The sequence below is a fragment of the Caenimonas sp. SL110 genome (genome assembly GCF_001044395.1).
Lineage (GTDB): Bacteria > Pseudomonadota > Gammaproteobacteria > Burkholderiales > Burkholderiaceae_C > Ramlibacter.
This window is the reverse complement of the sequence record NZ_JANU01000006.1, coordinates 140,098-166,582: the sequence shown is the minus strand read 5'-3', so window position 1 is coordinate 166,582 and position 26,485 is coordinate 140,098. Positions and strand designations below refer to the sequence as shown.

Here is a 26,485-nt window from a genome sequence, read left to right as displayed (position 1 = left end):
CAGGCCACCGCATGTCAGCACCCGCGCTCGAATTCAACCGGATCACCGTCACCTTTCAGTCGCCGGATGCGCCTTCACAGCGCTACACGGCGGTGGGCGATACCAACCTGCGGATTGAAGCGGGTGAGTTCGTGTCGGTGGTTGGACCTACCGGTTGCGGCAAATCGACGCTGCTCAATATCGGCGCTGGATTGCTTGCGCCCTCGTGGGGCGATGTCAAGGTGTTTGGCGAGCCGCTGGTGGGCATCAACAAGCGCGCGGGTTACATGTTCCAGACCGAGGCGCTCATGCCCTGGCGCAGCGCCATCGACAACGTGATGGTGGGGCTGCAATACCGGGGCATTCCAGACACCGAGGCGCGCGCGCAGGCGCAGGCATGGCTGGAGCGTGTCGGCCTGTCGGAGTTCGGCGATCGCTATCCGCACCAGCTTTCCGGTGGCATGCGCAAACGCACCGCGCTCGCGCAGGTGCTGGCACTCGACCCGGACATCGTGCTCATGGACGAGCCCTTCAGCGCGCTCGATATCCAGACCCGCCAGCTGATGGAAAACGAAGTGCTGGAGTTGTGGGCCGCGAAGAAAAAAGCGGTTCTCTTCATCACCCACGACCTGGACGAAGCGATTGCGATGAGCGATCGCGTGGTGGTGCTCTCTGCAGGTCCGGCGACCCGGCCGATCGGCGAATTCACCATCGACCTGCCGCGTCCGCGCGACGTGGCCGAGGTGCGGTCCGACCCGCGCTTCATCGAGTTGCACAAGCAGATCTGGGCGGTGCTTCGCGAAGAAGTGCTCAAGGGTTATGCGCAGCAACTGAAAAAGGCAGCGTAGCCTGTGTTCGACGCGCTCAAGCCTTCCAGCAAGAACCTGCGCTATTGGCAGGTCGGGCTCTTTATCGGCGTGATGCTGTTGTGGCACCTGGTGTCGCGCAACGACCAGTACGCGTTTTTTATCGGTGAGCCGGTCAAGGTCGCGGGCCGTGTGTGGTCATGGTTCATGCCCTATGCCATCCAGGCCAACGCGTTGTTCCCGGAAGGCTTGCCCGGTCGCGCGGACATCTACCAGCACCTGGGCGTGACCCTGCTGGAGACGGTGCTTGCGTTCTTCATCGGCACCATCCTGGGCCTTGTCTTTGGCCTGTGGCTCGCGCTGGCGCCCACCGCGAGCGCGATTCTCGACCCGTACATCAAGGCCGCCAACTCGATGCCGCGCGTGATCCTCGCGCCGATCTTCGGCATGTGGCTGGGCCTGGGCATCTGGAGCAAGGTGGCGCTGGCCGTGACGCTGGTGTTTTTCATCGTGTTCTTCAACGTCTACCAGGGCGTGAAAGAAGTGAGCCCGGTCGTGCTCGCCAATGCACGGATGCTCGGCGCAAACCGCAAGCAGTTGCTGCGCACGGTGTACCTGCCGAGCGCGACGAGCTGGGTTTTCTCCAGCTTGCACACCTCGGTGGGGCTGGCTTTTGTGGGCGCTGTCGTCGGTGAATACCTGGGGTCGGCACGCGGTGTTGGCTACCTGATTCTCCAGGCCGAGGGCACGTTCGATGTGAACACGGTGTTTGCCGGCATCGTGGTGCTCACGGCATTTGCATTGGTGCTCGACGGCATCGTGGGCCGCATCGAAAAACACCTGATGAAGTGGCAGCCGCGCCAGGGTGAAACCGAAAAGCTCTAGGCAAAAAAACGCCCGGACTGATCCGGGCGTGTGTTTCAGAGACTAGCGCGAATTAGCTGCGGCGGCTGTCGTTGGGCCAACGGTCACGGTGGTTTCGCACGCCGTCGCCGTCACGGTCGCGGTCGTCGCGATTCACGATGCCGTCACGGTCCAGGTCGCCCATGGGACCGAAGCGATTGCGAGCCCACTGGTCGCTGTTGCGGCCACGGTTGTCATAGCGATTGGGGATGCCGTCGCCATCGCGGTCGCGGTCATAGCGGTTGGCAATGCCGTCATGGTCCCGGTCGCCGTTGGGGCCACGCTCCCAGTTGCCGCCGACCATGTACCACTGGCCGTTGCCACGTTCGACCCAGCGGGGTGCGACATAGGCATAGCCGGGACGCTGCTGCATCCACTGACCTTGCACCCAGGTGTACTGGCCATTGCGCCACTCATGGTGGCCCGGTGCCCAGACGTAGCCGCTGCGCGGGGCCGGAACGGCCTCATACACGGGAGAAGGCGGGGCGACTTGCACAACCAGCTGTGCGTTGGCGGCCATAGGGGCCAGGGTCAGTACCGAACCTGCTGCCACTGCTACGGCGAGAAGCGATTTCTTGAATGTCATGGAGGACTCCTTTCGGGAAGTGTTGAAGCCACTGTGCCCAAAAGAAAACGCCCCGGCCATCAGACCGGGGCGGCTTGCTCCGTCGGAGGAGTCCTGCGAACCGCAGTGTGTCCCGATGTAGCTGGATGTAGCTCAGCGGGCTTTGGCTGCAGGCCTGGCGGCGGATTTACTGGACGCCTTGGCAGCGACTCGCTTGAGTTGCGGCTGCGCTTGCCGTGACGACTTCGCCACTTTCGAAGGCGCGGTCTTGCGGGTCGCAACGCTCGAGCTGTGCGCGCTTGAACGCGCCGAGGCGCGCGTCGACATGTTTCTGATCGGCAGGTACACGACGACTTGCTGGCCCGCCTTGAAAGCCGACGACGCGCTGGTGTCGTTCCACTGCGCAACGTCTGAAGCATTCAGGCGATAGCGGCTTGCAATCGACTTCACGGTGTCGCGCTTGCCTGCTTTCACGGTCGTCTTGCGGGTGACGATCTCGGGCTCCAGGCTCAGCTGGCCGTTATCGGCCACGTGGGAAGCGACGTCATCCTGCTTGGCAGCGGAGCGCGGCACGATCAGCACCGAACCGGCCTTGATCAACATGCGCGGAGGAATCGTGTTGACGCTGCGCAGGTCGTTTTCGCTCATGCCGACGCGGCGGGCCGCATCCGAAACACTCATCGTGCTGGGTGCGCTCCATGCCGTCCAGCTGGCGTACTGCCCGGCGGCGTGTGCTTCGAAGTTGCGCTTGAACACGGTGGCGTTGTCCCAGGGCAGCAGGATCTGCGGTGTGCCTGCAGCCAGGATCACCGGACGGCTCATCGAAGGATTGAGCGCCTTGAAATCCTCCAGCGAAATGTCGGCCAGGCGGGCCGCGAGCTGCACATCCATGTCGCGCGTCACGGTGACGCTCTGGAAGTACGGGTGGTTGTAGATCAGCGGCAGCTCGGTGCGAAACGTGTCGGGGTTGGCCACGATGTTCTTCACGGCCTGCAGCTTGGGCACATAGAAGCGCGTCTCGTTGGGCATGTTCAGGTCCACGTAGGTCGTGCCCAGGCCGGACCGCTGGTTCTTGGCGATGGCGCGTCCGACACTGCCTTCACCCCAGTTGTAGGCCGCAAGCGCCAGATGCCAGTCGCCGAACATGCCATGGAGCTTTTGCAGGTAGTCGAGCGCGGCGCGGGTCGATGCCAGCACATCGCGCCGATCGTCGCGAAACACGTTCTGCTTGAGCTCGAAGTAGGTGCCGGTGGCGGGCATGAACTGCCACATGCCCGCAGCGCGCGCGCTGGAGACGGCCTGCGGATTGAACGCGCTTTCAATGAACGGCAGCAGTGCCAGCTCGGTGGGCATGTCGCGGCGCTCCAGCTCCTCGACGATGTGGAACAGGTATTTGCGCGAGCGCTCCGTCATGCGCTGCATGTAATCGGGCCGGGTCGCGTACCACTGCTCCTGCTGGCGCACCAGGTCGGAGTCGAGGTTGTTCATCTTGAAGCCGCGCCGGATGCGGTCCCACAGGTCGGCCGGCGGCTGCAGATGGGCGACGCTGCGCGACGATGCGGTGGATGTGGCGATAGGGTCCAGCGGGCCGCTGGGGATCACTGCGGGCAGCGGGGCGGAGGGGGACCGGGCGAATGAGGGATTGGGGGAAGAAGGATCGCTGGGGGTAGAGGCTGTCGGTGATTGTGTCGTGGCGCAACCTGCGAGCAGCAGGATGCAGGTGAGTCCGAGAGCGTGTAACTTCATCTTTAGGTATTTCTGTAGGGCAGATGCGGTGGCCGCATCGTTAAGGCACAAGTCCCGGCGCGCTCATTCTGTGAAGCGCTGCCCCTCATTGATCAGATCAGCAGTGCGAGGTTCCGGCCCATGACTAGAATCCCGCAGGACCGATTCATGAGCGACCCGATTATAGGAATGCAGCAGTGGTTTGAAACCCCGCCCGGACGCTATCTATTGGCATGGGAGCGGGCAGAGTTTGCACGCGTTGTCGGTGACATCTTTGGTTACCACGCCCTGCAGCTCGGTTTGCCGATGCTCGATGCCCTCGAATCCAATCGCATGCCACACAAATGGGTTGCAGTGCAGCATTCCCAGGGTGTCTTGTCCGCAGGAGGGGTGGAGCCCGCCCTCGTCACCGATTTCACCGCGCTTCCGTTCGAATCGAACAGCATCGACCTGGTCGTGTTGCCCCATTCGCTGGAACTCAATGTGGACCCCCATGCCACGCTGCGCGAGGTCGAGCGGGTGCTGGTGCCCGAAGGCAAGGTCGTGATCTGCTGCCTGAACCCGGCCAGCCTCTGGGGCCTGCGCCAAAGGCGTGCGCATCTGTACCGGCGATTCGGCTTCGGTGACCTGTTCTTGCCGGATGCCGGTGAGTTCATTGGCTACTGGCGGCTGCGCGACTGGCTGCGACTGCTGAGTTTTGAGGTCGAAAGCGGCACTTTCGGCTGCTACCGCCCCGCCATGAAGACCGACAAGTGGTTGAGCCGCTACGATTGGCTGGACGGGCCCGGCGAGCGGTGGTGGCCGATATTCGGCGCGGTCTATTTCATCGTCGCGGTCAAGCGGGTGCGCGGCATCAAGCTGATCGGCAAAGCCTGGAAGACGCCCGCCGGCATCACCGCCGCGCCCGTTCCCGTCACGAACAGAACACCCATCTCTTACCTGGAAGAAAACGTTTGAATCCTGTCGATATCTACACAGATGGCGCCTGCAAGGGCAATCCCGGCCCCGGCGGCTGGGGCGTGCTGCTCAAGTCGGGCGGCACCGAAAAAGAGCTTTTTGGCGGCGAGACACCCACCACCAACAACCGCATGGAGCTGTTGGCCGTGATCCGCGCGCTGGAAGCGCTCAAGCGCCCCTGCGCGGTGACGCTGCACGTGGACAGCCAGTACGTGCTCAAGGGCATGACCGAGTGGCTGGCCGGCTGGAAGGCCAAGGGCTGGCGCACGGCGGCCAAGCAACCCGTCAAGAACGTAGACCTGTGGCAGGCGCTGGACGCCCAGGTCAACGGGGCCGGCCACAAGATCGAGTGGCGCTGGGTGCGCGGCCACAACGGCGACCCGGGCAACGAGCGTGCGGATGTGCTGGCCAACCTGGGTGTGGAAGTTGCCCTGGGTCAGCGCCAGGCCTCGATGTAAAGAGGCGGTAAAGGCGCTCCGGCAGGGCGCGCCGGGGTAATGCAAAAGCGGCCAATAGCCACCAAAAGCGATGGCTTAGGGAACAACGCGAATGCCGGTGTGTCACATGGCTGATACATTGGCAGGTTGGTTTCATCCCATCACCAGATGCTGGCGCGCGACGCGTCCGGCCACAAGCATTACATGGCATCGAAAGCAATCTACACCGTGGTCGCCGTCGTCGGCATCGCCGCCGCTTCGGGCGCGGCGTGGTGGTACCAGAACAAATCCTCCAAACCTGCGTCTTCAGCGCCGCTCGCGTCTTCGGGTGCGGGCGGGGGTGGCCCTTCGGCGGGTGGTCCGGGCGGTCCGGCCCGGCCCCCGGCAGTTGAAGTCGCCAAGGTCGAACTGATCAAGCTTACCGACGACGCGCAGGCGGTCGGCAGCCTGCGTTCGCGCCAGAGCGTGGTGCTGCGCCCCGAGGTCAGCGGACGCGTCACCAAGCTCAATTTCCGCGACGGCGATCGCGTGCGGCGCGGGCAGTTGCTGGTGCAGTTCGACGACCAGTTGCCGATGGCGCAGGTGCAGCAGGCCCAGGCCGAACTGTCGATCGCGCAGGCCAACCACAACCGCAACCAGGAACTGGTGGCGCAGAACTTCATCAGCAAGCAACGGGTGGATGAGAGCGCGGCGAACCTGCAGGTGTCGCAGGCCAAGCTGTCGCTGGCGCGTGCCACAGCATCGCGGCTTCGCATCGTGGCCCCGTTCGACGGCATCGCCGGTATTCGTACGGTGAGCGTTGGCGATTACCTGAAGGATGGCGCGGACATCGTGAATCTGGAGGACCTGGACGCGATGTTCGTGGACTTCCGCCTGCCCGAGCGGTTCCAGTCCAAGATCTCGCGCGGCCAGACTGCACTCGTCGATCTCGACGCGCTGCCCGGCCGGCGCTTCACGGCGGTGATCCAGGCGATCGATCCGCTGGTCGATGCCAACGGCCGATCGGTCGGCATACGCGGCTGCATCGACAACCGCCAGCTCGCGCTCAGGCCCGGCATGTTCGCGCGGGTCAATGCGGTGTTCGGCGAGCGGGACAACGCCCGCGTGATTCCCGAAGAGGCCATCGTGCCGCAGCAGGGCCGCCAGTTTGTCTACAAGCTGGTGGACGGCCCCGACCAGGACACGCGCATTGCGCAGCGCGTCGAGGTAAAGGTCGGCATTCGCCGGCCCGGCCGCGTGGAAGTGACCGAAGGCCTGCAGGTCGGCGATACGGTCGTCACCGCGGGCCAGCAACGCATCCAGAAAGACGGCATGCCGGTTCGCGTGCTTGATCTGAATCGTCCGTCCGGCGGTGGTCGACAGGGTGGGGCGGCCAATGCTGCTTCGGCTTCGGGCACGCCTGTGGTGGCGAAGGCGGCACCCGCCAGCGGCGCGGCCTCAGGTGCAGCCGCTGCACCAGCTGAGGCGGGCCTTGCGCCGACAGCCAGGCGCGCACCCGAACTTGCCGTCGTTGCGGTTCCGGTCCTGAGTGGGCCTAACCCGTGCCTGGTCGCTGCCGGCCCAGCGCAAGGCGGCCAAGCCCCCCGCAAGAGCGCGTCGCGCTCCTGATCCAGCAGGGCGACAACCATGCAACTCCCGGAAATAGCCATCCGACGTCCGGTGTTCGCCACCGTGCTGTCGCTGCTGGTCGTGCTGATCGGCGCAGTGAGCTTCAACCGGCTGGCCGTGCGCGAATATCCCAAGATCGACGAGCCGGTCGTCACCGTCAGCGTGCGGTACCCCGGCGCTTCGGCCGAGGTGATCGAGACGCAGGTCACCAAGCCGCTGGAAGATTCCATCGCAGGCATTGATGCGGTGGACGTGATTACCTCCATCAGCCGCGCCGAGCAGAGCCAGATTTCGGTTCGCTTCCGGCTTGAAAAAGATGCGGACGCCGCTGCCGCTGAAGTCAGGGACCGGACCTCGCGCGTGCGCAACCGCCTGCCGCAACAGATCGAAGAACCGGTGATCGCCAAAGTCGAGGCAGACGCGTTCCCCGTGATCTGGTTGGCGTTTACCAGCGACACGCTCAACCCGCTGCAGATCAACGACCTGGTCAACCGGATCGTGAAGTCCCGGTTGCAGACTGTGACCGGGGTTGCCGATGTTCGGATTTTCGGCGAGCGCAAGTACGCGATGCGCGTGTGGCTGGACCCTGACAAGCTCGCGGGCTACCGCATGAGCACGCAGGACGTCGAAGACGCGATCCGCCGCAGCAATCTGGAGCTGCCCGCAGGGCGCATCGAATCGCAGCAGCGTGAATTCAGCGTGACCTCGCAGACCGACCTGGTGCGCCCGGCGCAGTTTCGCGAGATCGTGATACGCAACGTCAATGGCTTCCCCATCAAGTTGCGGGACGTGGCGCGGGTCGAAGAAGGACCGGCTGACGAGCGCAGTTCGGTGCGGCTGAACGGTCGCCAGGCGATTTCTGCGGGCGTGATCCGGCAGGCAACCGCCAATCCGCTGACCCTGTCGCAGGGCGTGCGCGACATGCTGCCCAAGCTCAAGCAGGACTTGCCGCCGGACGTCACCATCGAAATCGCCAACGACAACTCGCTGTTCATCGACCGCTCGGTCAAGAACGTGTTCCGCACCATCGTCGAGGCTATCGTGCTGGTGGCGCTGGTGATCTTCGTGTTCCTGCGAACGATGCGGGCCTCGATCATTCCTATCGTCACGATTCCTGTGAGCCTGGTTGGCACCTTCGCGCTGATGGCGCTGGCTGGCTTCACGATCAACACGCTCACCTTGCTTGCATTGGTGCTGGCGATCGGGCTGGTGGTGGACGACGCGATCGTGATGCTGGAGAACATCTACCGGCACATCGAGGAAGGGCTCGATCCGTTCTCTGCGTCGATCAAGGGCGCGCGTGAAATCGGCTTCGCGATCATCACGATGACCCTCACGCTGGTGGCGGTGTATGCGCCGCTGGCCTTCACGCCGGGGCGCACAGGGCGATTGTTTGTCGAGTTCGCGCTGGCACTGGCCGGCGCGGTGCTGGTGTCGGGTTTCGTCGCGCTCACGCTCACGCCGATGATGTGTTCCAAGCTGCTCAAGCACAACCCCAATCCCGGATGGTTCGACCGCACGATGGAGCGGCTTTTGTTCAGGCTGGAGTCGCGATACGCCACTACGCTGCGCTGGCTGCTGGTGCGGCGTTGGGAACCCGCTGGCGGCGACCCGCGGCGTGCGGGTTTCATGTCGAAGCTGATGCAGGCGCGCTGGATCGTGATCGGCGTGATGCTGGCGAGCGCGGCGGGCATTGCGCTGGTCTGGCCCACCATGCGCCAGGAGCTGTCGCCGCTGGAAGACCGTGGCACGATTTTGGCGAGCGTGAATGCGCCCGATGGCTCGACGCTCGAATACACCAATCGCTATGCGCGGGCGCTGGAACAGATCGGCCAGCAGTACCCTGAATTCGACCGCATCTTTGCCAACGTCGGTAACCCGACGGTGTCGCAGGCGAGCGTGGTGTATCGCACGGTGGACTGGGAAAACCGCAAGCGCTCGACGCTCGATATCGCGCGTGAGATGGGGCCGAAATTCAACAACCTGCCCGGTGTCAATGCATTCGCGATCACGCCGCCGTCGCTGGGGCAGGGCTTTCGCGAACGGCCGCTCAACTTTGTGATCCAGACCTCCGACAGCTACGACAACCTCAACCGTGTCGTGCGCCAGATGCTCGACGAGATCGCCAAGAACCCCGGCATCGTCTCACCCGACGTGGACCTGCGGCTGAACAAGCCCGAACTGCGCATTGAAGTCGATCGCGAGAAGGCGGCTGACCTGGGCATCTCGGTCGAGGTCGTTGCCAAGGCACTGGAGACCATGCTGGGCGGCCGTCAGGTCACGCGCTACAAGCGTGACGCCGAGCAGTACGACGTGATCGTGCAGACGCAGGCGTCGGGCCGCTCCACGCCCGAAGACATCGACAGCATCAACGTGCGTGGCCGCAACGACACGATGATTCCGCTGTCTGCGCTGGTGAAGGTGCGCGAGAGCGTGAGCCCGCGCGAGCTCAATCACTTCGGCCAGCGCCGTTCGGTGTCGATCACCGCCAACCTCTCGCCCGAGTATTCGCTCGGCCAGGCGTTGACCTTCATGGATGCCACGGCGGCAAAGGTGCTCAAGCCGGGCTACACGACGGACCTGAACGGCACCTCGCGTGAGTTCAAGGCGTCGCAGGGCGCACTCGCCATCGTGTTCGTGCTGGCGCTGCTGTTCATCTTTCTGGTGTTGGCCGCGCAGTTCGAGAGCTTTGTCGATCCGCTGGTGATCATGCTGTCGGTGCCGCTGTCGATGATTGGCGCGCTGCTTGCGCTCAAGTGGTCGGGCGGATCGCTCAACGTGTATTCGCAGATTGGCCTGATCACGCTGGTGGGCCTCATCACCAAGCACGGCATTCTGATTGTCGAGTTCACCAACCAGTTGCGCGAGGCGGGGCTGGGTGTTGTCGATGCGGTGGTGAAGGCGGCTTCGCAGCGGCTGCGCCCGATCATGATGACGACCGGCGCGATGGTGCTGGGTGCCTTGCCGCTGGCGCTGGCCACCGGCGCCGGTGCCGAAAGCCGCACCCAGATCGGCTGGGTCATCGTGGGTGGCATGTCGCTGGGCACCTTGCTCACCGTGTTCGTGGTGCCGACGATGTACCTGCTCTTCGCGCGGCAGAAGGTGCCGGGCGCCAATCATGCGGTGACGCACGAAGAAGCCGTCGTGCATCACCCGGACCTCATCGCGAAATAATTTGCAGACATGCCGTCAGTCGCGTTCGCACCCGCACTGACGCGCCATGTGGCGTGCCCGCCGCAGGTGGTTGATGCGTCGACCTTGCGCGCTGCATTGGACAACGCATTGCTGGCTGCACCGGGCCTTCGCAGTTATGTGCTCGATGAGCAAGGCGCGGTGCGCAAGCACGTCGCGGTGTTTGTGAATGCGCAAATGATTCGTGACCGCGCAGCGCTCGACATCGCGCTGCAACCCGAAGACAAGGTGATGGTCATTCAGGCACTGACTGGAGGTTAGGCATGGCAGCAACGATCTGGGTCGGCACGCGCAAGGGGCTCTTCACCGTCAGGCGTGAAGCCGGTAGCTGGCGTATCGGCAAGCCCGCATTTGCCGGCGAGCCCGTAACGCATTTCCTGCAAGACCCGGTGAGCGGCGCGTGGTACGCAGCGCTGCGGCTGGGGCACTTTGGCGTCAAGCTCTGGAAGACCACTGACCAGGGCGCGAATTGGACCGAGGTCGCCGCGCCGGCCTTTCCGCCCAAGCCGACCGAAGGCACCTGGAAAGACGACCCGATGCCGTGGAGCGTCGATGTCATCTGGGGTCTGGCGGCAGGGCGCGACGGTAGGCTGTGGGCGGGGTGCATTCCAGCCGGTTTGTTCGTGTCCGATGACGGCGCAAAAAGCTGGAAGCTGGTCGAGAGCCTGTGGGACCGGCCCGAGCGCGCGATGTGGTTCGGCGGTGGCTACGACCATCCGGGCATTCATTCGATCATCGTGGACCCGCGCAATGCCAACCATGTGAGCATCGGCATTTCGTGCGGCGGTGTCTGGCAGACCTTTGACGGCGGCGCGACCTGGGCCAATACCTCCGTCGGCATGGTGGCCGATTTCATGCCGCCCGAGCGCCGCGAAGACCCCAACATCCAGGACGTGCATTGCCTGGCGCAGTGTGTCGCAGACCCTGATGTGTTGTGGATGCAGCATCACGGCGGCATGTACCGCTCGGCCAATGGCGGGATGAAGTGGGACCGGATTGCGGCGCCTGCTCCCAGCGAATTTGGATTCCCGGTGGTCGCGCATCCGGCCGATGCAAATCGCGCGTGGTTCGTGCCGGCGCAAGCCGATGCGATGCGCGTGCCGGTGGATGGTCGTGTGGTGGTGAACGAGACGCGCGATGGTGGCGCGACATTCGTTGCGCATGGTGAAGGCTTGCCGCAGCAGGATGCGTATCACCTGGTTTATCGGCATGGCCTGGCTGTGTCTGGCGATGGGAACACGTTGGCGATGGGGTCGACGACCGGTGGCTTGTGGGTCAGCGAGGATGGCGGGACGAAGTGGGAATGCCTGTCGCGGGACTTGCCCCCAATCGCGGTCGTAAGGGTAGCCACGACCTGATCGGCTGTCTCTCCTTCCCCCGCTGGGGGAAGGCCGGGATGGGGGCCGGCGGCGATGGGAACCGCAGCTCCCCCCTGAAGAAGCTACCGACGATCTCCGCCTCCCTCGTTTTGCTCAGGCGAAATCGAATGGGGGCAAACCACCCCTGCGCACGATTTCCTCGTTGGACATGTCTTCGAAAGTGAATTCGAAGGGTAAATCGGCGAGATCCTCGAACGCGCCGCACGCCTCCTCCAGACGCTGCCAGGGCTCAATGCTGCGCATTGACTGGTTGGGCCGGCAAAGGACCAGAGGGTTCAGCACCAGTTGATCTCGCACCGGGTCCAGCCTGGCATCGTCCATGCCCGTGGCAGGAAGTGTGCGCCGGACGTTCTCCGCTTTGCCCACCGCTCGCAGATCTACCATGAACATGAAAAGGCCGGTTGCGTCGATCGGGCTCAGGGCCTGCAGGCCTGCGATATCCATTTGCCCCGCATTCGATTTAGCTGCAGCAATCAGCATCGTGTCGTCGGTCCGCTGCGCTTCGGTCAGGATGTGCGGTGTTCGTGCGTCCGCCCTGTTGCAGAGCACTTCGACGCGCAACCGCACCGGCTCGAAAGCGCTCCGGATGGCGAGCCTGCGTTCGGCCGTGAAGGTGAAGGAGTACTCAAGCGCTTCGAACAGCTCGTTCATGAATCTGATCGTTGCCTGAGCGCCGTAAGCCAGGAAGTGCTGGCCCACCAACGCCCGATAAGCGTCGACATCAAGGTCTTCGCGGCTCTTGCGTGAGAAGGCGATGTAGTGTTTCTGCGCAAGAAACGCCTGCTCATGTTTGAAGCACTTTCGCAGCAGTGAGTGAGCCGAGCGCAGTGCCTCAGGCGAGTCGGGTGTGTTTTTGAGCTGCTGGGCCAGCTCGATCAGTTGCAGATGTCGGGCGCGTGCGATAGGCCGTGTACGGTCAGCCCGTAGCGCTGCGTCTTGGGCGCTCGCCAAACTGATCTTGGCCACGGCTAGTTTTTCATTCAACTCGTAATACATGCGTTTCCATTTCGGATCGTTCGGCCTGGCGGCCGAGATCCTGGCCGCCTCTGCGGCAAGCGTTTCCCGGGTCTTGACCGTCTGCCCCGCGTCAATCGCAGCGGCCAAAGTCGGATGGACGTTCGTACCATCCAAGCCCTCGTTCAGAAACTTATCGACTGGCTTGACCTGAGCGATATCGGGCACCGACAACATGCCGTTGAGCGTGAGAAGCGAGCCCGGCAGCTTCTGAAAGCCGTGTGGCTGCAGGGTCAACTTCTGAATTTGCGGCTCATCGGCGGGTTGCGATGCGTCATTCGGGGCGGGATTGTTTTCCGGTACGGCGACGCGCACGGACTTGGTGGAAGAAACTGAACTCGGCAAGGGAACTCCAATCATTCGGGACGAGCAAAATTGCTCTTGGATATGTAACCGAATGCCTACTAAAGTTCCTGCAAGACTCTCTCATTGCGAGGGCCGCTGTGCCCCCACCCCAACCCTCCCCCAGCGGGGGAGGGAGCAAGGCAAGTCCAGCCTAAATCACGCCTTCGAACATCATCACGTCCACCGGATCGCCCGCAGCCACATTGCCTTGCGCGTGGTGCAGCACGATGAGCCCGTTGGCTTGCACCATTGAACTGAGCACGCCGGACCCCTGGTTGCCCGTGGTGCGCACTTGCAGCGATCCATCGGCAGCAACGCTGACCCAACCGCGCTGGTATTCGGTGCGGCCCGCCTTCTTTCGGATCGCCTCTTCGCTGCGCGCCTTGAGCAGCGGCGGTTGCTCGGCTTTCGCGCCCATCAGCTGCAACAGGGCAGGGCGTACGAACGCAAGAAAAGTCACCATCACAGCGACCGGATTACCGGGCAAGCCGAACAGCACTGCGCCGGGCCGCTTCGCATCTCCCGACTCGATGCGCCCGACAGCCATCGGCCGCCCCGGACGCATCGCGATGCGCCAGAACGCGACATCGCCCAGCTTCTTCATCATGGCCTTGGTGTAGTCGGCTTCACCCACGCTGACACCGCCGCTGGTGATGATGGCGTCAGCCCTTGATGCCGCATCGGTGAATGCAGCCTCCAGCGCAGCAGGTTCATCGCGCACGACACCCAGGTCGATCACCTCGCAACCCAGGCGCGTGAGCAAACCGAACACGGTGTAGCGATTGCTGTCGTACACCGCGCCTTCGCGAGGCGCATCACCCAGGCTCAGGATTTCATCGCCGGTGGAAAAATACGCGACTCGCACCCGGCGCACAACAGGCACCGTCGGAATTCCCAGGCTTGCTGCGAGACCGAGAGCAGCCGGAGTGAGACGGTCGCCTCGCAATAGCGCAGGCTTGCCTCGCGCGATGTCTTCACCCGCAAGACGCCGGTTATCGCCTGCGGCCAGCAGCTTCGCCGGAATGACGATGCGACCATCTGTAGCGGTCTTGGTGAATTCCTGCGGCACCACCGTGTCGAGCCCGGCAGGCATGATCGCGCCCGTCATGATCTTGACGCACTGGCCGGGGCCCACGCTACCTTGCCATGCCTTGCCTGCCAACGTGGTCCCGATCACTTCCAGTGTCAATTCACCATCGCCCAACTGCGATCCATCGAATGCAAAGCCGTCCATGGCGGAGTTGTCGTGCGGCGGTACATCGACCGGCGAAATGACATCCGCAGCCAGCACGCGGCCGAGCGCTTCCATGATCGCGACCGATTGCATCTCGCCAACCGGTTCGACCAGCCGTGCAAGAAAGTCGTTCACGCCCTGCGCACTGAGCGCCTGCGGGTCGTAGCCCTGCAACTCGGCCGCGATCTGGTCCAGCGACTTCATGTCTGTTCGAGCCTATGCAATTCGGCCAGCGTGTTCGCGTTGAAAAACGCCCGCGGATCGTCCCCCGGCTGGTCGAAGGGCACAGTCACCGTCTTGTGCTGCGCGGTCCATGCGTCGATCTTGCGGCCACCACCATGGGTGAACGCCACCAGGCTTTCCAGCAGGTCCACGCGCAAGAGGCAGAACACCGGCTGCGTACGCAGTTGTCCGTCTTCTTCAGGCGCAGCCGCCATTGCAATTTCTGCCTGCTGGTCCGAAGCGGCCTTGGCCAGGCGCGCGACCAGATCCTGCGGAAACAGCGGCGAGTCGCAAGGCGTCGTCACCAGCCAGCCGGTTTCGCAGCGTTCCAGTGCCGTCAGAAAGCCCGCCAGCGGCCCTGCATAGTCGCCGATCACATCGGGCCAGACCGGCACGCCGAACGATTCATACGCACCGAGGTTGCGATTGGCGTTGATCATGATCTCGCCGACCTGCGGCTGCAGGCGCATCAGGGTGTGCATCGCCATCGGCATGCCGTTGAAGTTCTGCAGGCCCTTGTCGACGCCGCCCATGCGCGAGCCGCGCCCGCCCGCCAGGATCACGCCCGTGATGTCTGCTGTCTCTATCAATCAGCCTCCGATGTAGCTCATTTCGACACGGCGTTGGCCGGTGCCGGTATCAGGCGCCAGGGTGGCGCGAAGTTCAGAGTAGCGGTCGCTGCGGCCATGCCAGATGTGGCCTATGGCCGATGCGATGTCGGCGTCGCTTGCGCCTGCGCGAAGCAGTGATTTGAGGTCATGCCCCTGCGTCGCGAACAGGCACAGATACAGCTGCCCCTCCGTCGAAAGGCGCGCCCGGTTGCATTCACCGCAAAAGGCATGCGTCACGCTGCTGATGACGCCGATTTCGCCGCCGCCATCGGCATAGCCCCAGCGCTCTGCCGTCTCGCCGGGTGCGCTCGGTTCCAGTTGCACCAGCGGCAGCTCGGCGTGGATGCGCGCGACGACTTCCGCAGACGGCATGACTTCATCCATGCGCCAGCCGTTGGTTGCGCCCACATCCATGTATTCGATGAAGCGCAACACCACGCCCGTGCCCTTGAAGTGTCGGGCCATCGTGAGGATTTCGTGGTCATTCGTGCCGCGCTTGACCACCATGTTCAGCTTGATAGGACCCAGCCCCGCTTCGCGCGCCGCTTCGATTCCGGCCAGCACTTCTGCCACCGGAAAATCCACATCGTTCATGCTGCGAAACACGGTGTCGTCCAGGCCGTCCAGGCTCACGGTGACGCGTTGCAATCCCGCAGCCTTCAAGGCGCGTGCCTTGCGCGCCAGCAGCGAACCATTGGTGGTGAGCGTGATGTCCAGCGGCTCGCCTTCAACCGTTCGCAGTTGCGCGAGTTGCTCAATCAGGATTTCGATGTTCTTGCGCAGCAGCGGCTCGCCGCCGGTGAGCCGGATCTTCTGCACGCCGTGCGCGACGAATTGCTTCGCGAGCCGGGTGATTTCCTCGAAGGTCAGCAGCGATGCATGCGGCAGGTAGGGATAGTTCTTGTCGAACACTTCCTTGGGCATGCAATAGCTGCAGCGAAAGTTGCAGCGGTCGGTGACGCTGATGCGCAGGTCGCGCAGCGGCCGGCCCAGCGAATCGACCAGCAGGCCGCTGGCAGGGATAGCTTGCTCAGGCACGCTGGCCCGCAGCGCTGCCACGCGCTGGTCGACGAGGGGAATCACGCGTTCAGCCATCTGGCTATTGTCGTTGCGCGGCTAAAGCCCTACACGCAGCGTGCGCCGTCGACTTCGATGCAGACGCCCGAGATGAACGATGCCTCGTCGCTCGCGAGATAAAGCGCTGCGTTGGCAACATCGAGCGCAGTCGAAAAGCGCCCCAGCGGGATGCTCGCCAGGAACTTGGCGCGGCGTGCGTCATCGACCGGGCCGCCTGCGAATTCCGCTGAAAGGCCCGTGTCGGGATTGAACACCGGGTTGATGCAGTTCACGCGAATGTTGTCCGGGCCGAACTCGGCTGCCAGCGACTTGCTGGTGGTGATGACCGCGCCCTTGGAGCCGTTGTACCAGCTGAGACCGGGGCGAGGGCGTACACCGGCGGTGGATGCGATGTTGATGAAGCTGCCGCCCTTGTTGGCGCGAAAAACCGGCACCGCGTGAATCGTGGAGAGGTAAATGCTCTTCATGTTCACCGCGAAGCACTTGTCGAATTCTTCCTCGCTCACTTCCAGCGCAGGGCGGTTGCGGTGGGTCCAGCCTGCGTTGTTCACCATCACGTCGAGCTTGCCGTATCGCTGCACGGCCGCATCGACCAGCGCTTTCACGTCCGCCGACTTGGTAACGTCCGCGGCAAAGAACGATGCTTCTCCGCCTGCAGCCTTGATCTGCTCCACGACCTTTTCGCCGAGCGCGGTGTTGATGTCGTTGACGATGACTTTCGCGCCCTCGGCCGCCAGCCGTTTGGCGATGCCTTCGCCAATGCCGCCGCCCGAACCTGTAACGATGACCGACTTGTCCTTGACCCGCATGTCTTGCTCCTCAGATTTTTGTGAATACCCGGCTTGTAACAACGGCCACTAGCTGAACCATTTCACACACTGCGGCCTCACGTGGCCATTGTTGCTGATTTCAGTTGCGGGTTTGACCGGGTCTGACCAGACTTGCTTTCGCCAGAGTTCAATCACCAGAGGCAGGAGTTCCACATGCCCAAATCGTTTCGCTTTTTGTTCGTGCTGCCCGCTGTGCTTTCCGGGATGCTGCTGGCAAGCGGCGCGCAGGCGCAAGTGCCGGCATTCCTGTCGTCGTCCAGCACCACCAAGCATCTCGCACCCGGTTTTGCCGCGCGCCCGGCAACCTCGAAACTGGTGATCGTGCCATCGGACATGGAACTTTTTTCTATCAGCGCCGGTGGGGTTTCCGAGCCCCGGGCCGACTGGACGGAGGCGGCGCAAAAGAACTTCAAAACCGCACTCGACGCACGACGCAATCTGCTGGGCGCCAACGCCTCCGACATGCCCGAGACTGTGCTGGACGACTTTGCCGAGCTGCACGCCTTGCACCGCGCAGTCGCCGAAGCGATCTTTGTCCACCACGCCAATTCGGGCCTGAAGCTGCCGACCAAGAATGAGCAGCTCGACTGGACGCTGGGCGCGGATTCGGTCAAGCCGCTGAAGGACCGCACCGGCGCCGACTACGCCCTGTTCACCTGGTTTCGCGACAGCTACGCCAGCGGCGAACGCAAGGCCGTGATGATCGGCATGGCGCTGCTGGGGTCGTTTCAGATGGGCGGCTACCAGATGGGCTATGCGTCGCTGGTTGATCTCAATACCGGCCGCGTGGTGTGGTTCAACGACTTGCAGCGCATGTCGGGTGACCTGCGTGAGGCGTCTTCTGCCACCGAGACCGTCCAAGCGCTGCTCAAAGATTTTCCGGAGCTGAAATGAACCATCCGACATTGCCTCGCCGGGGATTTCTGGCTTCGGCCTGCAAGCATTGCCTGGGTCTGGGCGCACTGTTGTCCGGTACCGCAGCCCTGGCGCAAGAGGCCGCGCCGGCTTCCACCTTCAAGATGCCCAGCCGCTTCAGCCGTCCCGCGATCGACACGGAAGAAGGCGGCCTGTGGAACATGATGGACCGCGAAGAAACCAAGCTGCGCCGCAGTCCGCTCGCCATCAAGGATGCGGCCCTCACGAAGTACCTCACGGACCTGACCTGCCGGCTCACCGACGGCCATTGCCCGGATATCCGCGTGCATGTGATGCGCATGCCGATGTTCAACGCCACGATGGCGCCCAACGGGATGATGCAGGTCTGGAGCGGCCTGCTTCTGCGCGTGGAAAACGAAGCGCAACTCGCCGCGATCGTGGGACATGAACTGGGCCACTACCTGGAGCGCCACCAGCTCGAACAACTGCGCGACGCCAAGGACAAGGCGATGCTCGCGCAGATCATCGGCCTGGTCGGCGGCGTGGCGGGTGCGGTTGGGCGGATCGGCATCATGGCCAGCATGTTCGCCTTCTCGCGCGAGCATGAAGCGCGCGCCGACCAGATGGGCATGCGGCTCATGAAACAGGCGGGCTACGACGGCCGCCAGGCTGCGACCGTCTGGGACAACCTGCTCGGCGAACTGAAGATCACCGGTGGCGATGAAGTCGGCCAGCGCAACGCGATGTTCGCGACGCATCCGCCGGTGGGCACGCGGCGCGACGACTTGCTTAAGCTCGCGGGCGATTCGGGCGGCAACCTGGGCGCAGCCGAGTTCCAGAAGGTGATCGCGCCGATGCGCTTTGGCTGGCTGCAGGACGAGATCAGGCGCGGCCAGTTCGAGGAAAGCGTGGTTCTGTTCGACCGGCTGGTCAAGCGCAATCCGCAGGATGCGCAGGTGCTCTATGCGCGCGGCGAGGTGTACCGCCAGCGCGCCGAAAAAGACGATCTCGCCCATTCGCTGGATGACTTCCAGAAGGCGGCCAGCCTCGCGCCGGACAAGACGCCGGTGGAGACGTACCGGTCGCTCGGCCTGTTGCACAAGCAGCGCATGGATTCGCCTGCAGCCGTGCAGGCTTTCGAGAAGTACCTGTCACTCATGCCCGATGCGCCCGACGGCGGCATGGTGAAGTCGTACCTGTCGGAGTTGAAGCCATGAAGACGCTCGTTTCACTGCTGCTCGCCTTGCTGTTGACCGCGTGCATGACGATCGCCAGGGTCGAAGGCGAGCAGGTGGTCAACGGCAAGATGCAGGTGCAGGTCTCTGCTGCATGGAACAAGGTCAACAGCGCCTGGGACCGCGAGCCCTACGACATGTGGACGCAGGAAGGCGTGCCGCTGGACCATCTGCGCCTGTGGGCGGGCGTGCCTTCGGGCGCGACGCTGGTCACCAAGCCGACGGTGTGGTTTCGCTCACCCGGCGAAAGGGACCCGCGCTTTCCGACCTTCGAGGCGGCACTCCCGGCGGACAAACTGGTGAGCCTGTTCGAGGCCATCTATGCGAACGAGGGCGTCGTCAACATCACGCGCGTGGAACCCACGGTGTTCGCAGGCGCCAAGGGTGTGCGATTCGAATTCACGCTTGCCCGTCGGGCCGATGATGTGATCCTGAAGGGCGTCGGCTGGGTCGCGGTGCACAAGGGCGAGATGTACGCCGCGACCTTCGCCGCGCCGCGCATGTCGTTCTATCCGCGGCTGTTGCCGATGGCCGAAGCGGTGATCAGGACGGCGAAGATTCGCGGGTGAGCGGACGAACGGGTGAGCCTTTGAGCACTGTCACCCGTGCTTGATCGCCACCGTCTTGACGGTGGTGAATCCGTACAGCGCCTCGAAGCCTTTTTCACGCCCGTAGCCTGAGGACTTGACGCCGCCGAAGGGCAGCTCGACACCGCCACCGGCGCCATAGTTGTTGATGAACACCTGGCCGCTCCTGACGCGCTTGGCCATGCGCAGTTGCCGTGATCCATCGCGCGTCCAGATGCCGGCGACCAGGCCGAACTGGGTGGCGTTGGCTTGCGCGATGGCCTCGTCTTCGTCCTTGAAGCTCATCGCCGACAGCACGGGGCCAAAGACTTCTTCCTGCGCCAGGCGGTGGTCTACCGGCACATCGCGCAAGAGCGTGGGCGCCTGGTAGAAGCCGGTCTCTGGCGCTTCGTCCACAACCTGTCCCTGCGCAACCATCGCGATGTTGGCCACCTGCGCATCCGAAAGAAAATCCCACACGCGCTGCTGCTGGCTCGCGCGAATCAGTGGGCCCACATCGAGATCCATCACGGCGGGGCCGACACGCAGGTTGGTGAAGGCCTTGCCCAGGCGGTCGAGCAAGGGCTCGTAGATGGCCTGGTCCACGAGCAGGCGCGAACCGGCCGAGCACGTCTGTCCCGCGTTCTGCACGATGGCGTTGATGACCATCGGAATGGCCGCGTCAAGGTCAGCGTCTGCAAAGATGATCTGCGGGCTCTTGCCGCCGAGTTCCAGCGTCACAGGGCAGTGGCGCTCGGCGGCGACCTGCTGGATCAGCGTGCCCACCCGGGGGCTGCCGGTGAAGCTGATGTGATCGATGCCGGGATGGCGCGCGAGTGCATCGCCCACCTCGTGGCCGTACCCAGTGACGATGTTGATCGCGCCGGCCGGAAAGCCTGCTTCTTCAGCCAGCTGCGCCACGCGAATCAGCGACAGGCACGCATCTTCCGATGGCTTGACCACGCACACGTTGCCCGCAGCGAGCGCGCCGCCGACGCTGCGCCCGAAGATCTGCATCGGGTAGTTCCAGGGAATGATGTGGCCGGTGACGCCATGTGCCTCGCGCCAGGTGAGCACGCTGTAGCCGTCGAGATAGGGAATCGTGGTGCCGTGCAGCTTGTCGCAAGCGCCCGCGTAAAACTCGAAGTAGCGCACCAGCGCCAGTGCATCGGCGCGCGCCTGTTTGGTGGGCTTGCCGCAGTCACGTTGCTCGATGAGTGCGAGTTCTTCAGCGTGCTCGGCAACCTTGTTCGACAGGCGCATGAGCAGGCGGCCGCGCTCGGCACCGCTGAGCTTGCTCCAGACCGAGTCATTGCATTTGCGAGCGGCTGCGACGGCTGCATCGATGTCGGATGCGTTGCTTCTCTGGATTTCGTCGAAGACCTGCCCATCCGAAGGATCGATCACCGGGATGGAGCGATCGGAAGAAGAAGGCCGGGCTTCGTTGCCGATGTAGTTGAATTGCATCCTCTTATTTTGCTCCCCATGTTGCTGCGCGGCTACCATGCACGCCATGCTTAAAAAAGTATTCGCGGGTGTGCTGGTGGTCGTGTTGAGCATCGTGGCCGCGCTCGCGCTGATCGTCAACAGCCACCCTTCGATGGATGCGTACCTGCCGCTGGCCTTGCCCCAGGCACCTGCCGCGACCCCCTTGAAGGTGAAGTTCCTGGGCGTGGCAACCGTCTTGCTGGACGACGGCGAGACGGCGATCATGACCGACGGCTTTTTCTCGCGACCCGGCAAGCTCAAGTCGCTGGCCGGACGGGTCGAACCCGACATCACCGCCATCGAGCGTGGCCTCAAGCGCGCGGGCGTGACAAGGCTCGCAGCAGTGATCCCGGTGCACTCGCACTTCGACCATGCGATGGACGCGCCCGAAGTCGCGCGGCGCACCGGTGCCATCTTGCTGGGGTCGCAATCCACCGCCAATATCGGGCGTGGATGGAAGTTGCCCGAGGCTCAGATCAAGGTCGCCAGGCTCAACGAGATGATGAAGTTCGGCCGCTTCACGGTCACGCTGCTGGCCTCGCGCCACTCACCGACGGGTTTCACCGGCGGCACCATCGACAAGCCGCTGGTACCGCCTGCGCGTGCATCTGCTTACAAAGAAGGGCAAAGCTATGCGGTGCTGGTGCAACACGACGGTCGCTCACTGCTGATCAACGGCAGCGCCGGGTTCGAGCCCGGTGCGCTGCAGGGCGTCAGCGCCGATGTGGTCCTGATGGGAATCGGCGGCCTGGGCATGCGCAGTGCGGCGTACCGGGATGCCTATTGGCGCGAAGCGGTGATGAGCGTGAAGGCACGCCGGGTGATTCCGATTCATTGGGATGATTTCTTCATCCCTTCAGACGGCCCGATGAAGCCGATGCCGATTCCGCTGGACAGGTTCTCGGAGTCGATGGCGTTCCTGCGCGAGCGATCAACGCTCGACAAGGTGATCTTGCAGATGCCTGCGCAGTGGGACGCGATGGACCCGTGGCAGGGGCTGCCTGCCAGATAAACGGCGTGGTTGCGCCGAGGCTCAGGCCGCCGCGCCGACCGGTGTGTAGCGGTCGCTGTGCGTCGATAGCCACTCCTGCGATGCGCGGCTGTCTTGCTGCGACGGATGAAAGTCGGCGCGCAGGTATTCGCGCCACGGCTTGTAGGTCAGGCGCACCAGTCCGCGCTTTCCGAACAGGTAAGAAGCCGCGCTCTTCCAGGTGCTCCACTTCCACAGCGTGCCGTCGTCCTTGAGGTTTCTCACCGTCTGGCGCAAGGTGTCGCCCAGGAAGACGGTGGTGATGCGGCGAAACCAGGTCAGGCGCCACTCTTCGTTGCCGCCGAGCGCCTTGTACAGATCGAACGCGGTGCACTTGTGCTCTGACTCTTCGGCGCTGTGCCAGAGCCACAGGGTTGTGAGGCGCGTGTCGCTGCTGCCGACCAGGTCGGGGTTGTTCAGCATCCAGTCGGCCAGGATTGCAGTGAAGTGTTCGTTGGCGGCGGTGATCGCCAGGGCGTGGCGCGGATCGATGCCGTCCAGCAGCTTCATGCGCTTTTCTGCGCGCGGCGCCCATGCGTTGACCAGGCCGAGTTTTTCGAGGTGGCCGTTGAAGAGCGCGTGAAGGCGCCGGTGCGTGGCTTCCTGCCCGATGAAGCCCTGCACTTCGGACTTGAAGGCATCCTGCTTGTCAGCGGGAAGCACCTTGAAGCCATTGCGGACCGAGTCGATGAAGAACTGCTCGCCCACCGGAAAACTCATCGACAGGGCATTGAACAGCGCCGAGCGAAAAGCATCGTTGCCGCACCAGTGGCGCGCAATCGGTGCTTCCATGTCAACGAGGAGGCGGCGGACAACGAGATCGGTCATGTGGTTTGGAAATGGTTGGGCAGGAGCAGGTACAGACTGCCGGATGATGCGGACAGATGCAGGTACTGTCAAGTACCGTGAGTTAACCCGCCGAGAATTGGCGCATGGCTGAGATCGCAAATTTACCCGACACCGAAGTTCACGAGCACCGTCACCGGTTGCTTGAAGGCATGGCCCACGCGGTGGCAGCCAAGGGCTATCCGGACACCACCATTGCCGACATCGTGCGTGAGGCCAGCGTGTCGCGCCGCACGTTTTACGAGCACTTTTCAACCAAGGCCGAGTGCCTGATCGCGCTCTACGAGGCGGCCAGCCACAACTCGCTGCGGGTGCTGCGTGAGGCAATCGATACCGAGCACGAATGGGAGACGCAGATCGAAAGCGCGCTCACCGCGTATCTCACCTGCATGGCGCAGAACCCCGTGTTGATGCGCACCTTGTTCATCGAGATCCTGGGCCTGGGCGCTGAGGGGCTTCAGGTGCGACGCCGCATGAACCAGGAGATTGCGGACTTCATGCTCGGCGTGGTCAATGGCGCCAATGCAGGACACAAGCGCGCTGCGCCCTTGTCGCCGGGCATGGCGATGGCTGTGGTGGGTGGCATCAATGAGCTCGTGCTGGAGTACATCGAGCAGGACAGGGTGGGGAAACTGCCGGATCTTGTTGCGCCGGCGAGCCAGCTGGTGAGGGCGGTGACTGGCAGCAAGTGAAAAGGCCCGCGAATGCGGGCCTTTTGCTTTTTGGCTGTCATGCCGGGCTTGACCCGGCATCCATTTACTTTGACGCAGCCATCGCCGGCGCCGTCACAGCAGGCGGCGACATTTGCGCCGCGCCGGGAGCCGACACATCGCCCGGATGGAACTTCACCACCAGCGGCACGATGAGCAGTGCGACGATGTTGATGATCTTGATCAGCGGGTTCACTGCCGGGCCGGCCGTGTCCTTGTACGGATCGCCCACCGTGTCACCGGTCACGGCAGCCTTGTGGGCTTCCGAGCCCTTGCCGCCGTGGTTGCCGTCTTCGATGTACTTCTTGGCGTTGTCCCACGCACCGCCGCCGGTGCACATGGAGATCGCGACGAACAGGCCCGTCACGATGGTTCCCATCAGCAAGCCTCCCAGGGCCTTCGGGCCGAGCACCAGGCCCACCACGATGGGCACCACCACCGGCAGCAGCGACGGAATCATCATTTCCTTGATCGCAGCCTTGGTCAGCATGTCCACGGCAACGCCGTATTCCGGCTTGGCCGTGCCTTCCATGATGCCCTTGATCTCGCGGAACTGGCGGCGCACTTCGACCACCACTGAGCCCGCAGCGCGGCCGACCGCTTCCATCGCCATCGCGCCGAACAGGTAAGGGATCAGGCCGCCAATGAACAGGCCCACGATCACCATCGGATCACTCAGGTCGAAGCTGATCGAGCGGCCATAGCTTTCGAGCTTGTGCGTGTAGTCGGCGAACAGCACGAGTGCTGCAAGACCGGCAGAACCGATCGCGTAGCCCTTGGTCACGGCCTTGGTCGTGTTGCCCACGGCGTCGAGCGGATCGGTGACGGCGCGAACGCTATCGGGCAGGTTCGACATTTCGGCGATACCGCCGGCGTTGTCGGTGATGGGGCCGTAGGCGTCGAGCGCGACCACGATACCGGCCATGCTCAACATCGAGGTTGCAGCGATGGCGATGCCGTAGAGACCCGCCAGCTGGAACGAAGCCAGGATGGCGATACACACGCAGATCACCGGCCATGCGGTGGAACGCATCGAGACGCCCAGGCCCGCGATGATGTTGGTGCCGTGGCCGGTGGTGGAGGCCGATGCAATGTGGCGCACGGGTGCGTATTGCGTGCCGGTGTAGTACTCGGTGATCCAGACCAGCGCGCCGGTCAGGACCAGGCCCACGGCGCAGGCACCGAACAGGCGCATCTGCGTGCCGGTGGCGGTCACTGCGTTGTCGGGCATGAGCCACATCGTCACGAAGTAGAACGCGATCAGCGACAGGACACCGGCGACGGCCAGGCCCTTGTACAGGGCGGGCATCACGTTGGTCATGCCGGGTTTGGCCTTGACGAAGAAGCAGCCGATGATCGACGCGATGATCGACACACCGCCCAGCGCGAGCGGGTAGAGCGCGGCCGTCGCACCGGAGCTGGACAGCAGCAGGGCGCCCAGCACCATCGTCGCGATCAGCGTCACGGCATAGGTTTCGAACAGGTCGGCGGCCATGCCCGCGCAGTCGCCGACGTTGTCACCGACGTTGTCGGCGATCACGGCAGGGTTGCGTGGGTCGTCTTCGGGGATGCCGGCTTCAACCTTGCCCACCAGGTCGGCGCCGACGTCAGCGCCCTTGGTGAAGATGCCGCCGCCCAGACGGGCAAAGATCGAGATCAGAGAAGAGCCGAAGGCAAAGCCGATCAGCGGATTGAGCAGGGTTGCCAGCTTGCGGTCCGGCGTGAAATTGCCGTTGCCCACCAGGAACCAGTAGAACGCCGTGACGCCCAGGAGGCCCAGGCCGACCACCAGCATGCCGGTGATGGCGCCGCCGCGAAATGCGACATCGAGCGCGGGGCCGATGCCGCGCGTTGCAGCTTGCGCCGTGCGCACATTGGCGCGAACCGACACGTTCATCCCGATGAAGCCGCAAGCGCCCGAGAGCACCGCGCCGATGATGAACCCGACTGCCGTCTGCATGTCCAGGAAGACGCCGATGAGGATGGCCAGCACCACGCCGACGATGGCGATGGTCTTGTATTGCCGCGCGAGATACGCGGCTGCGCCGGCCTGGATGGCGGCGGCGATTTCCTGCATGCGGGCATTGCCCGCGTCCTGCGAAAGGATCCAGCTGCGCGCCCAGAATCCGTAAGCCACGGCTGCAAAGCCGCAGACGAGCGCCAGTATCAGCGCCGAGTTGCCGTTCATGTGTAGTTTCTCCTCTTGCCGTTGTTTCGCTTGGAGGGGGTGCAACGCTAGCGGCACCCCCGCTGCGTTGCTTCCTCGTTGCTCCACAGACGGTCTGGAGACGATTGGCCAACGGCCGGAATATAAGGGCAAATCGTGACGGTTTTCCGCAGGGATCGAGCTGGGCGGTTCTTCGCGCGCAAATCTAGGGTTACTCCCTAGCGGACTCGTGGCTGGAAGGCACGGTTGCGGGGCGGGGGTTACACATCCGGCGTACATGCCCTGTTCCTCATGGAACGAGCGGGCCATTGCTGTCACCAAGTCTGCAGGGAGTCAAAAACTGACTCGACCCGCGCGGCCAACAAGAAAAACAACTGGCGCGGGATCGTCGATATCGACGGATTCACGCCATGGAAACCTCCGATGCGGGGCAGCGCCGATTCTCCCTTCCCACTGATGCTGCTGCCGCCGCCACATTCGCGTTGCCTGCGCAGCAGGGCGATGCAGTTGAAGCTGCGGCAATTGGCGAATTGGCGTTCGGCCCGCCTGTTGTGAAGGACGCACCTGCGGCAGGACTTGAGCCCCTGGGGCCGCACAGCCAGGATGCGCGTGCGGCACAGACCCGCGCCCACGCGCCGATGGACCCGCAGATGGACCCGCAAATGGCCGAATTCGTCGCGACC

Annotated in this window: 23 protein-coding genes, 1 tRNA gene and 1 pseudogene; 15 read left to right on the top strand and 10 right to left on the bottom strand. The window is 63.6% G+C overall.

Annotated features, from left to right (window positions below; translation table 11 throughout):
- Positions 1 to 11 precede the first annotated feature (11 nt).
- Positions 12 to 827 (top strand): ABC transporter ATP-binding protein, encoded by an 816-nt coding sequence (locus AQ12_RS04460; protein WP_048438649.1) that lies wholly within the window; start codon positions 12 to 14, stop codon positions 825 to 827.
- 3 nt (positions 828 to 830) lie between these two features.
- A complete protein-coding gene (locus AQ12_RS04455) occupies positions 831 to 1,670 on the top strand; it encodes an ABC transporter permease (protein ID WP_048438648.1) in 840 nt (279 codons plus the stop codon).
- A gap of 52 nt (positions 1,671 to 1,722) precedes the next feature.
- On the opposite strand, the gene AQ12_RS04450 is transcribed toward AQ12_RS04455, so the two are convergent.
- On the bottom strand, positions 1,723 to 2,274 hold the full coding sequence (locus tag AQ12_RS04450) for a thrombospondin type 3 repeat-containing protein (RefSeq protein ID WP_048438647.1): 552 nt from the start codon (positions 2,272 to 2,274) through the stop codon (positions 1,723 to 1,725).
- 132 nt (positions 2,275 to 2,406) lie between these two features.
- Entirely contained in the window at positions 2,407 to 3,999 is a 1,593-nt protein-coding gene (locus tag AQ12_RS04445; protein ID WP_048438646.1) for a transglycosylase SLT domain-containing protein, read from the bottom strand.
- Between the two features lie 147 nt (positions 4,000 to 4,146).
- On the opposite strand from AQ12_RS04445, the gene AQ12_RS04440 reads away from it, so the two are divergent.
- From AQ12_RS04440 to AQ12_RS04415, 6 genes are all read left to right on the top strand, one after another.
- Complete coding sequence (locus AQ12_RS04440; RefSeq protein ID WP_238587645.1) at positions 4,147 to 4,935, top strand: class I SAM-dependent methyltransferase; 789 nt, start codon at positions 4,147 to 4,149, stop codon at positions 4,933 to 4,935.
- Positions 4,932 to 5,393 (top strand): ribonuclease HI, encoded by a 462-nt coding sequence (gene rnhA / locus AQ12_RS04435; RefSeq protein ID WP_048438644.1) that lies wholly within the window; start codon positions 4,932 to 4,934, stop codon positions 5,391 to 5,393. The genes AQ12_RS04440 and rnhA overlap by 4 nt, the downstream gene beginning before the upstream one ends.
- 183 nt (positions 5,394 to 5,576) lie before the next feature.
- Positions 5,577 to 6,980 (top strand): efflux RND transporter periplasmic adaptor subunit, encoded by a 1,404-nt coding sequence (locus tag AQ12_RS04430; RefSeq protein ID WP_048438743.1) that lies wholly within the window; start codon positions 5,577 to 5,579, stop codon positions 6,978 to 6,980.
- A gap of 18 nt (positions 6,981 to 6,998) precedes the next feature.
- Positions 6,999 to 10,154, top strand: coding sequence for an efflux RND transporter permease subunit (locus AQ12_RS04425; protein WP_048438643.1), 3,156 nt, complete (start codon positions 6,999 to 7,001; stop codon positions 10,152 to 10,154).
- Between the two features lie 9 nt (positions 10,155 to 10,163).
- Positions 10,164 to 10,433, top strand: a complete 270-nt coding sequence (locus AQ12_RS04420) for a MoaD/ThiS family protein (RefSeq protein WP_048438642.1) — start codon at positions 10,164 to 10,166, stop codon at positions 10,431 to 10,433.
- 2 nt (positions 10,434 to 10,435) lie between these two features.
- Positions 10,436 to 11,530 carry a hypothetical protein gene (locus tag AQ12_RS04415; protein ID WP_048438641.1) on the top strand — a complete coding sequence of 365 codons (1,095 nt, stop codon included), beginning with the start codon at positions 10,436 to 10,438 and terminating at the stop codon, positions 11,528 to 11,530.
- Between the two features lie 114 nt (positions 11,531 to 11,644).
- Here AQ12_RS04415 and AQ12_RS04410 read toward each other — a convergent pair whose 3' ends face one another.
- The 5 genes from AQ12_RS04410 to AQ12_RS04390 all read right to left on the bottom strand — a co-directional run bounded on the left by AQ12_RS04410 (position 11,645) and on the right by AQ12_RS04390 (position 16,863).
- Positions 11,645 to 12,910, bottom strand: coding sequence for a hypothetical protein (locus tag AQ12_RS04410; RefSeq protein WP_193387957.1), 1,266 nt, complete (start codon positions 12,908 to 12,910; stop codon positions 11,645 to 11,647).
- Between the two features lie 151 nt (positions 12,911 to 13,061).
- On the bottom strand, positions 13,062 to 14,348 hold the full coding sequence (glp, locus tag AQ12_RS04405) for a gephyrin-like molybdotransferase Glp (protein ID WP_048438639.1): 1,287 nt from the start codon (positions 14,346 to 14,348) through the stop codon (positions 13,062 to 13,064).
- A complete protein-coding gene (gene mobA, locus AQ12_RS04400) occupies positions 14,345 to 14,956 on the bottom strand; it encodes a molybdenum cofactor guanylyltransferase MobA (protein WP_048438638.1) in 612 nt (203 codons plus the stop codon). Before mobA ends, glp begins: the two co-directional genes overlap by 4 nt.
- Positions 14,957 to 16,072, bottom strand: a complete 1,116-nt coding sequence (gene moaA / locus AQ12_RS04395) for a GTP 3',8-cyclase MoaA (protein ID WP_048438637.1) — start codon at positions 16,070 to 16,072, stop codon at positions 14,957 to 14,959.
- Positions 16,073 to 16,101: 29 nt separating this feature from the next.
- Positions 16,102 to 16,863: an SDR family oxidoreductase gene (locus AQ12_RS04390; RefSeq protein ID WP_048438636.1), complete on the bottom strand. Its 762-nt coding sequence runs from the start codon at positions 16,861 to 16,863 to the stop codon at positions 16,102 to 16,104.
- A 174-nt stretch (positions 16,864 to 17,037) separates the two neighbouring features.
- On the opposite strand from AQ12_RS04390, the gene AQ12_RS04385 reads away from it, so the two are divergent.
- Genes AQ12_RS04385 through AQ12_RS04375 form a run of 3 tightly spaced genes read left to right on the top strand, consistent with a single transcriptional unit; the run spans position 17,038 to position 19,564 of the window.
- Complete coding sequence (locus tag AQ12_RS04385; RefSeq protein ID WP_152682669.1) at positions 17,038 to 17,778, top strand: hypothetical protein; 741 nt, start codon at positions 17,038 to 17,040, stop codon at positions 17,776 to 17,778.
- On the top strand, positions 17,775 to 18,977 hold the full coding sequence (locus AQ12_RS04380; protein WP_053076553.1) for a M48 family metallopeptidase: 1,203 nt from the start codon (positions 17,775 to 17,777) through the stop codon (positions 18,975 to 18,977). Before AQ12_RS04385 ends, AQ12_RS04380 begins: the two co-directional genes overlap by 4 nt.
- Entirely contained in the window at positions 18,974 to 19,564 is a 591-nt protein-coding gene (locus AQ12_RS04375) for a hypothetical protein (protein WP_048438635.1), read from the top strand. The genes AQ12_RS04380 and AQ12_RS04375 overlap by 4 nt, the downstream gene beginning before the upstream one ends.
- Positions 19,565 to 19,594: 30 nt before the next feature.
- On the opposite strand, the gene AQ12_RS04370 is transcribed toward AQ12_RS04375, so the two are convergent.
- Positions 19,595 to 21,028 carry an aldehyde dehydrogenase family protein gene (locus tag AQ12_RS04370; protein WP_048438634.1) on the bottom strand — a complete coding sequence of 478 codons (1,434 nt, stop codon included), beginning with the start codon at positions 21,026 to 21,028 and terminating at the stop codon, positions 19,595 to 19,597.
- Between the two features lie 37 nt (positions 21,029 to 21,065).
- Here AQ12_RS04370 and AQ12_RS23500 point away from each other — a divergent pair.
- The 3 genes and pseudogenes from AQ12_RS23500 to AQ12_RS22650 all read left to right on the top strand — a co-directional run.
- A pseudogene (locus AQ12_RS23500) lies at positions 21,066 to 21,446 on the top strand (hypothetical protein); the annotation flags it as partial.
- 237 nt (positions 21,447 to 21,683) lie between these two features.
- Positions 21,684 to 21,757: transfer RNA gene (locus AQ12_RS22655), tRNA-OTHER, on the top strand.
- A 25-nt stretch (positions 21,758 to 21,782) separates the two neighbouring features.
- On the top strand, positions 21,783 to 22,061 hold the full coding sequence (locus AQ12_RS22650; RefSeq protein WP_152682668.1) for a hypothetical protein: 279 nt from the start codon (positions 21,783 to 21,785) through the stop codon (positions 22,059 to 22,061).
- Positions 22,062 to 22,082: 21 nt separating this feature from the next.
- Here the strand turns inward: AQ12_RS22650 and AQ12_RS04360 are convergent, their stop codons facing one another.
- Positions 22,083 to 22,907, bottom strand: coding sequence for a metal-dependent hydrolase (locus AQ12_RS04360; RefSeq protein WP_048438633.1), 825 nt, complete (start codon positions 22,905 to 22,907; stop codon positions 22,083 to 22,085).
- A gap of 104 nt (positions 22,908 to 23,011) precedes the next feature.
- On the opposite strand from AQ12_RS04360, the gene AQ12_RS04355 reads away from it, so the two are divergent.
- Positions 23,012 to 23,617, top strand: coding sequence for a TetR/AcrR family transcriptional regulator (locus tag AQ12_RS04355; protein WP_048438632.1), 606 nt, complete (start codon positions 23,012 to 23,014; stop codon positions 23,615 to 23,617).
- A gap of 64 nt (positions 23,618 to 23,681) precedes the next feature.
- Here AQ12_RS04355 and AQ12_RS04350 read toward each other — a convergent pair whose 3' ends face one another.
- The gene (locus AQ12_RS04350) at positions 23,682 to 25,823 is read right to left on the bottom strand and encodes a sodium-translocating pyrophosphatase (RefSeq protein ID WP_048438631.1); all 2,142 of its coding nucleotides are present in this window, start codon (positions 25,821 to 25,823) and stop codon (positions 23,682 to 23,684) included.
- Positions 25,824 to 26,485 lie beyond the last annotated feature (662 nt).

Coding starts and splice junctions, on each gene's coding strand:
- AQ12_RS22650 (WP_152682668.1), top strand. CDS start 21,783: ATGGGAATCGGCGGCCTGGGCATGCGCAGTGCGGCGTACCGGGATGCC.
- AQ12_RS04415 (WP_048438641.1), top strand. CDS start 10,436: ATGGCAGCAACGATCTGGGTCGGCACGCGCAAGGGGCTCTTCACCGTC.
- glp (WP_048438639.1), bottom strand. CDS start 14,348: ATGAAGTCGCTGGACCAGATCGCGGCCGAGTTGCAGGGCTACGACCCG.
- AQ12_RS04430 (WP_048438743.1), top strand. CDS start 5,577: ATGGCATCGAAAGCAATCTACACCGTGGTCGCCGTCGTCGGCATCGCC.
- AQ12_RS04420 (WP_048438642.1), top strand. CDS start 10,164: ATGCCGTCAGTCGCGTTCGCACCCGCACTGACGCGCCATGTGGCGTGC.
- AQ12_RS04425 (WP_048438643.1), top strand. CDS start 6,999: ATGCAACTCCCGGAAATAGCCATCCGACGTCCGGTGTTCGCCACCGTG.
- AQ12_RS04355 (WP_048438632.1), top strand. CDS start 23,012: ATGGCTGAGATCGCAAATTTACCCGACACCGAAGTTCACGAGCACCGT.
- AQ12_RS04350 (WP_048438631.1), bottom strand. CDS start 25,823: ATGAACGGCAACTCGGCGCTGATACTGGCGCTCGTCTGCGGCTTTGCA.
- AQ12_RS04460 (WP_048438649.1), top strand. CDS start 12: ATGTCAGCACCCGCGCTCGAATTCAACCGGATCACCGTCACCTTTCAG.
- AQ12_RS04380 (WP_053076553.1), top strand. CDS start 17,775: ATGAACCATCCGACATTGCCTCGCCGGGGATTTCTGGCTTCGGCCTGC.
- AQ12_RS04450 (WP_048438647.1), bottom strand. CDS start 2,274: ATGACATTCAAGAAATCGCTTCTCGCCGTAGCAGTGGCAGCAGGTTCG.
- moaA (WP_048438637.1), bottom strand. CDS start 16,072: ATGGCTGAACGCGTGATTCCCCTCGTCGACCAGCGCGTGGCAGCGCTG.
- AQ12_RS04440 (WP_238587645.1), top strand. CDS start 4,147: ATGAGCGACCCGATTATAGGAATGCAGCAGTGGTTTGAAACCCCGCCC.
- AQ12_RS04445 (WP_048438646.1), bottom strand. CDS start 3,999: ATGAAGTTACACGCTCTCGGACTCACCTGCATCCTGCTGCTCGCAGGT.
- AQ12_RS04360 (WP_048438633.1), bottom strand. CDS start 22,907: ATGACCGATCTCGTTGTCCGCCGCCTCCTCGTTGACATGGAAGCACCG.
- AQ12_RS04370 (WP_048438634.1), bottom strand. CDS start 21,028: ATGCAATTCAACTACATCGGCAACGAAGCCCGGCCTTCTTCTTCCGAT.
- AQ12_RS04385 (WP_152682669.1), top strand. CDS start 17,038: ATGCCCAAATCGTTTCGCTTTTTGTTCGTGCTGCCCGCTGTGCTTTCC.
- AQ12_RS04390 (WP_048438636.1), bottom strand. CDS start 16,863: ATGCGGGTCAAGGACAAGTCGGTCATCGTTACAGGTTCGGGCGGCGGC.
- AQ12_RS04375 (WP_048438635.1), top strand. CDS start 18,974: ATGAAGACGCTCGTTTCACTGCTGCTCGCCTTGCTGTTGACCGCGTGC.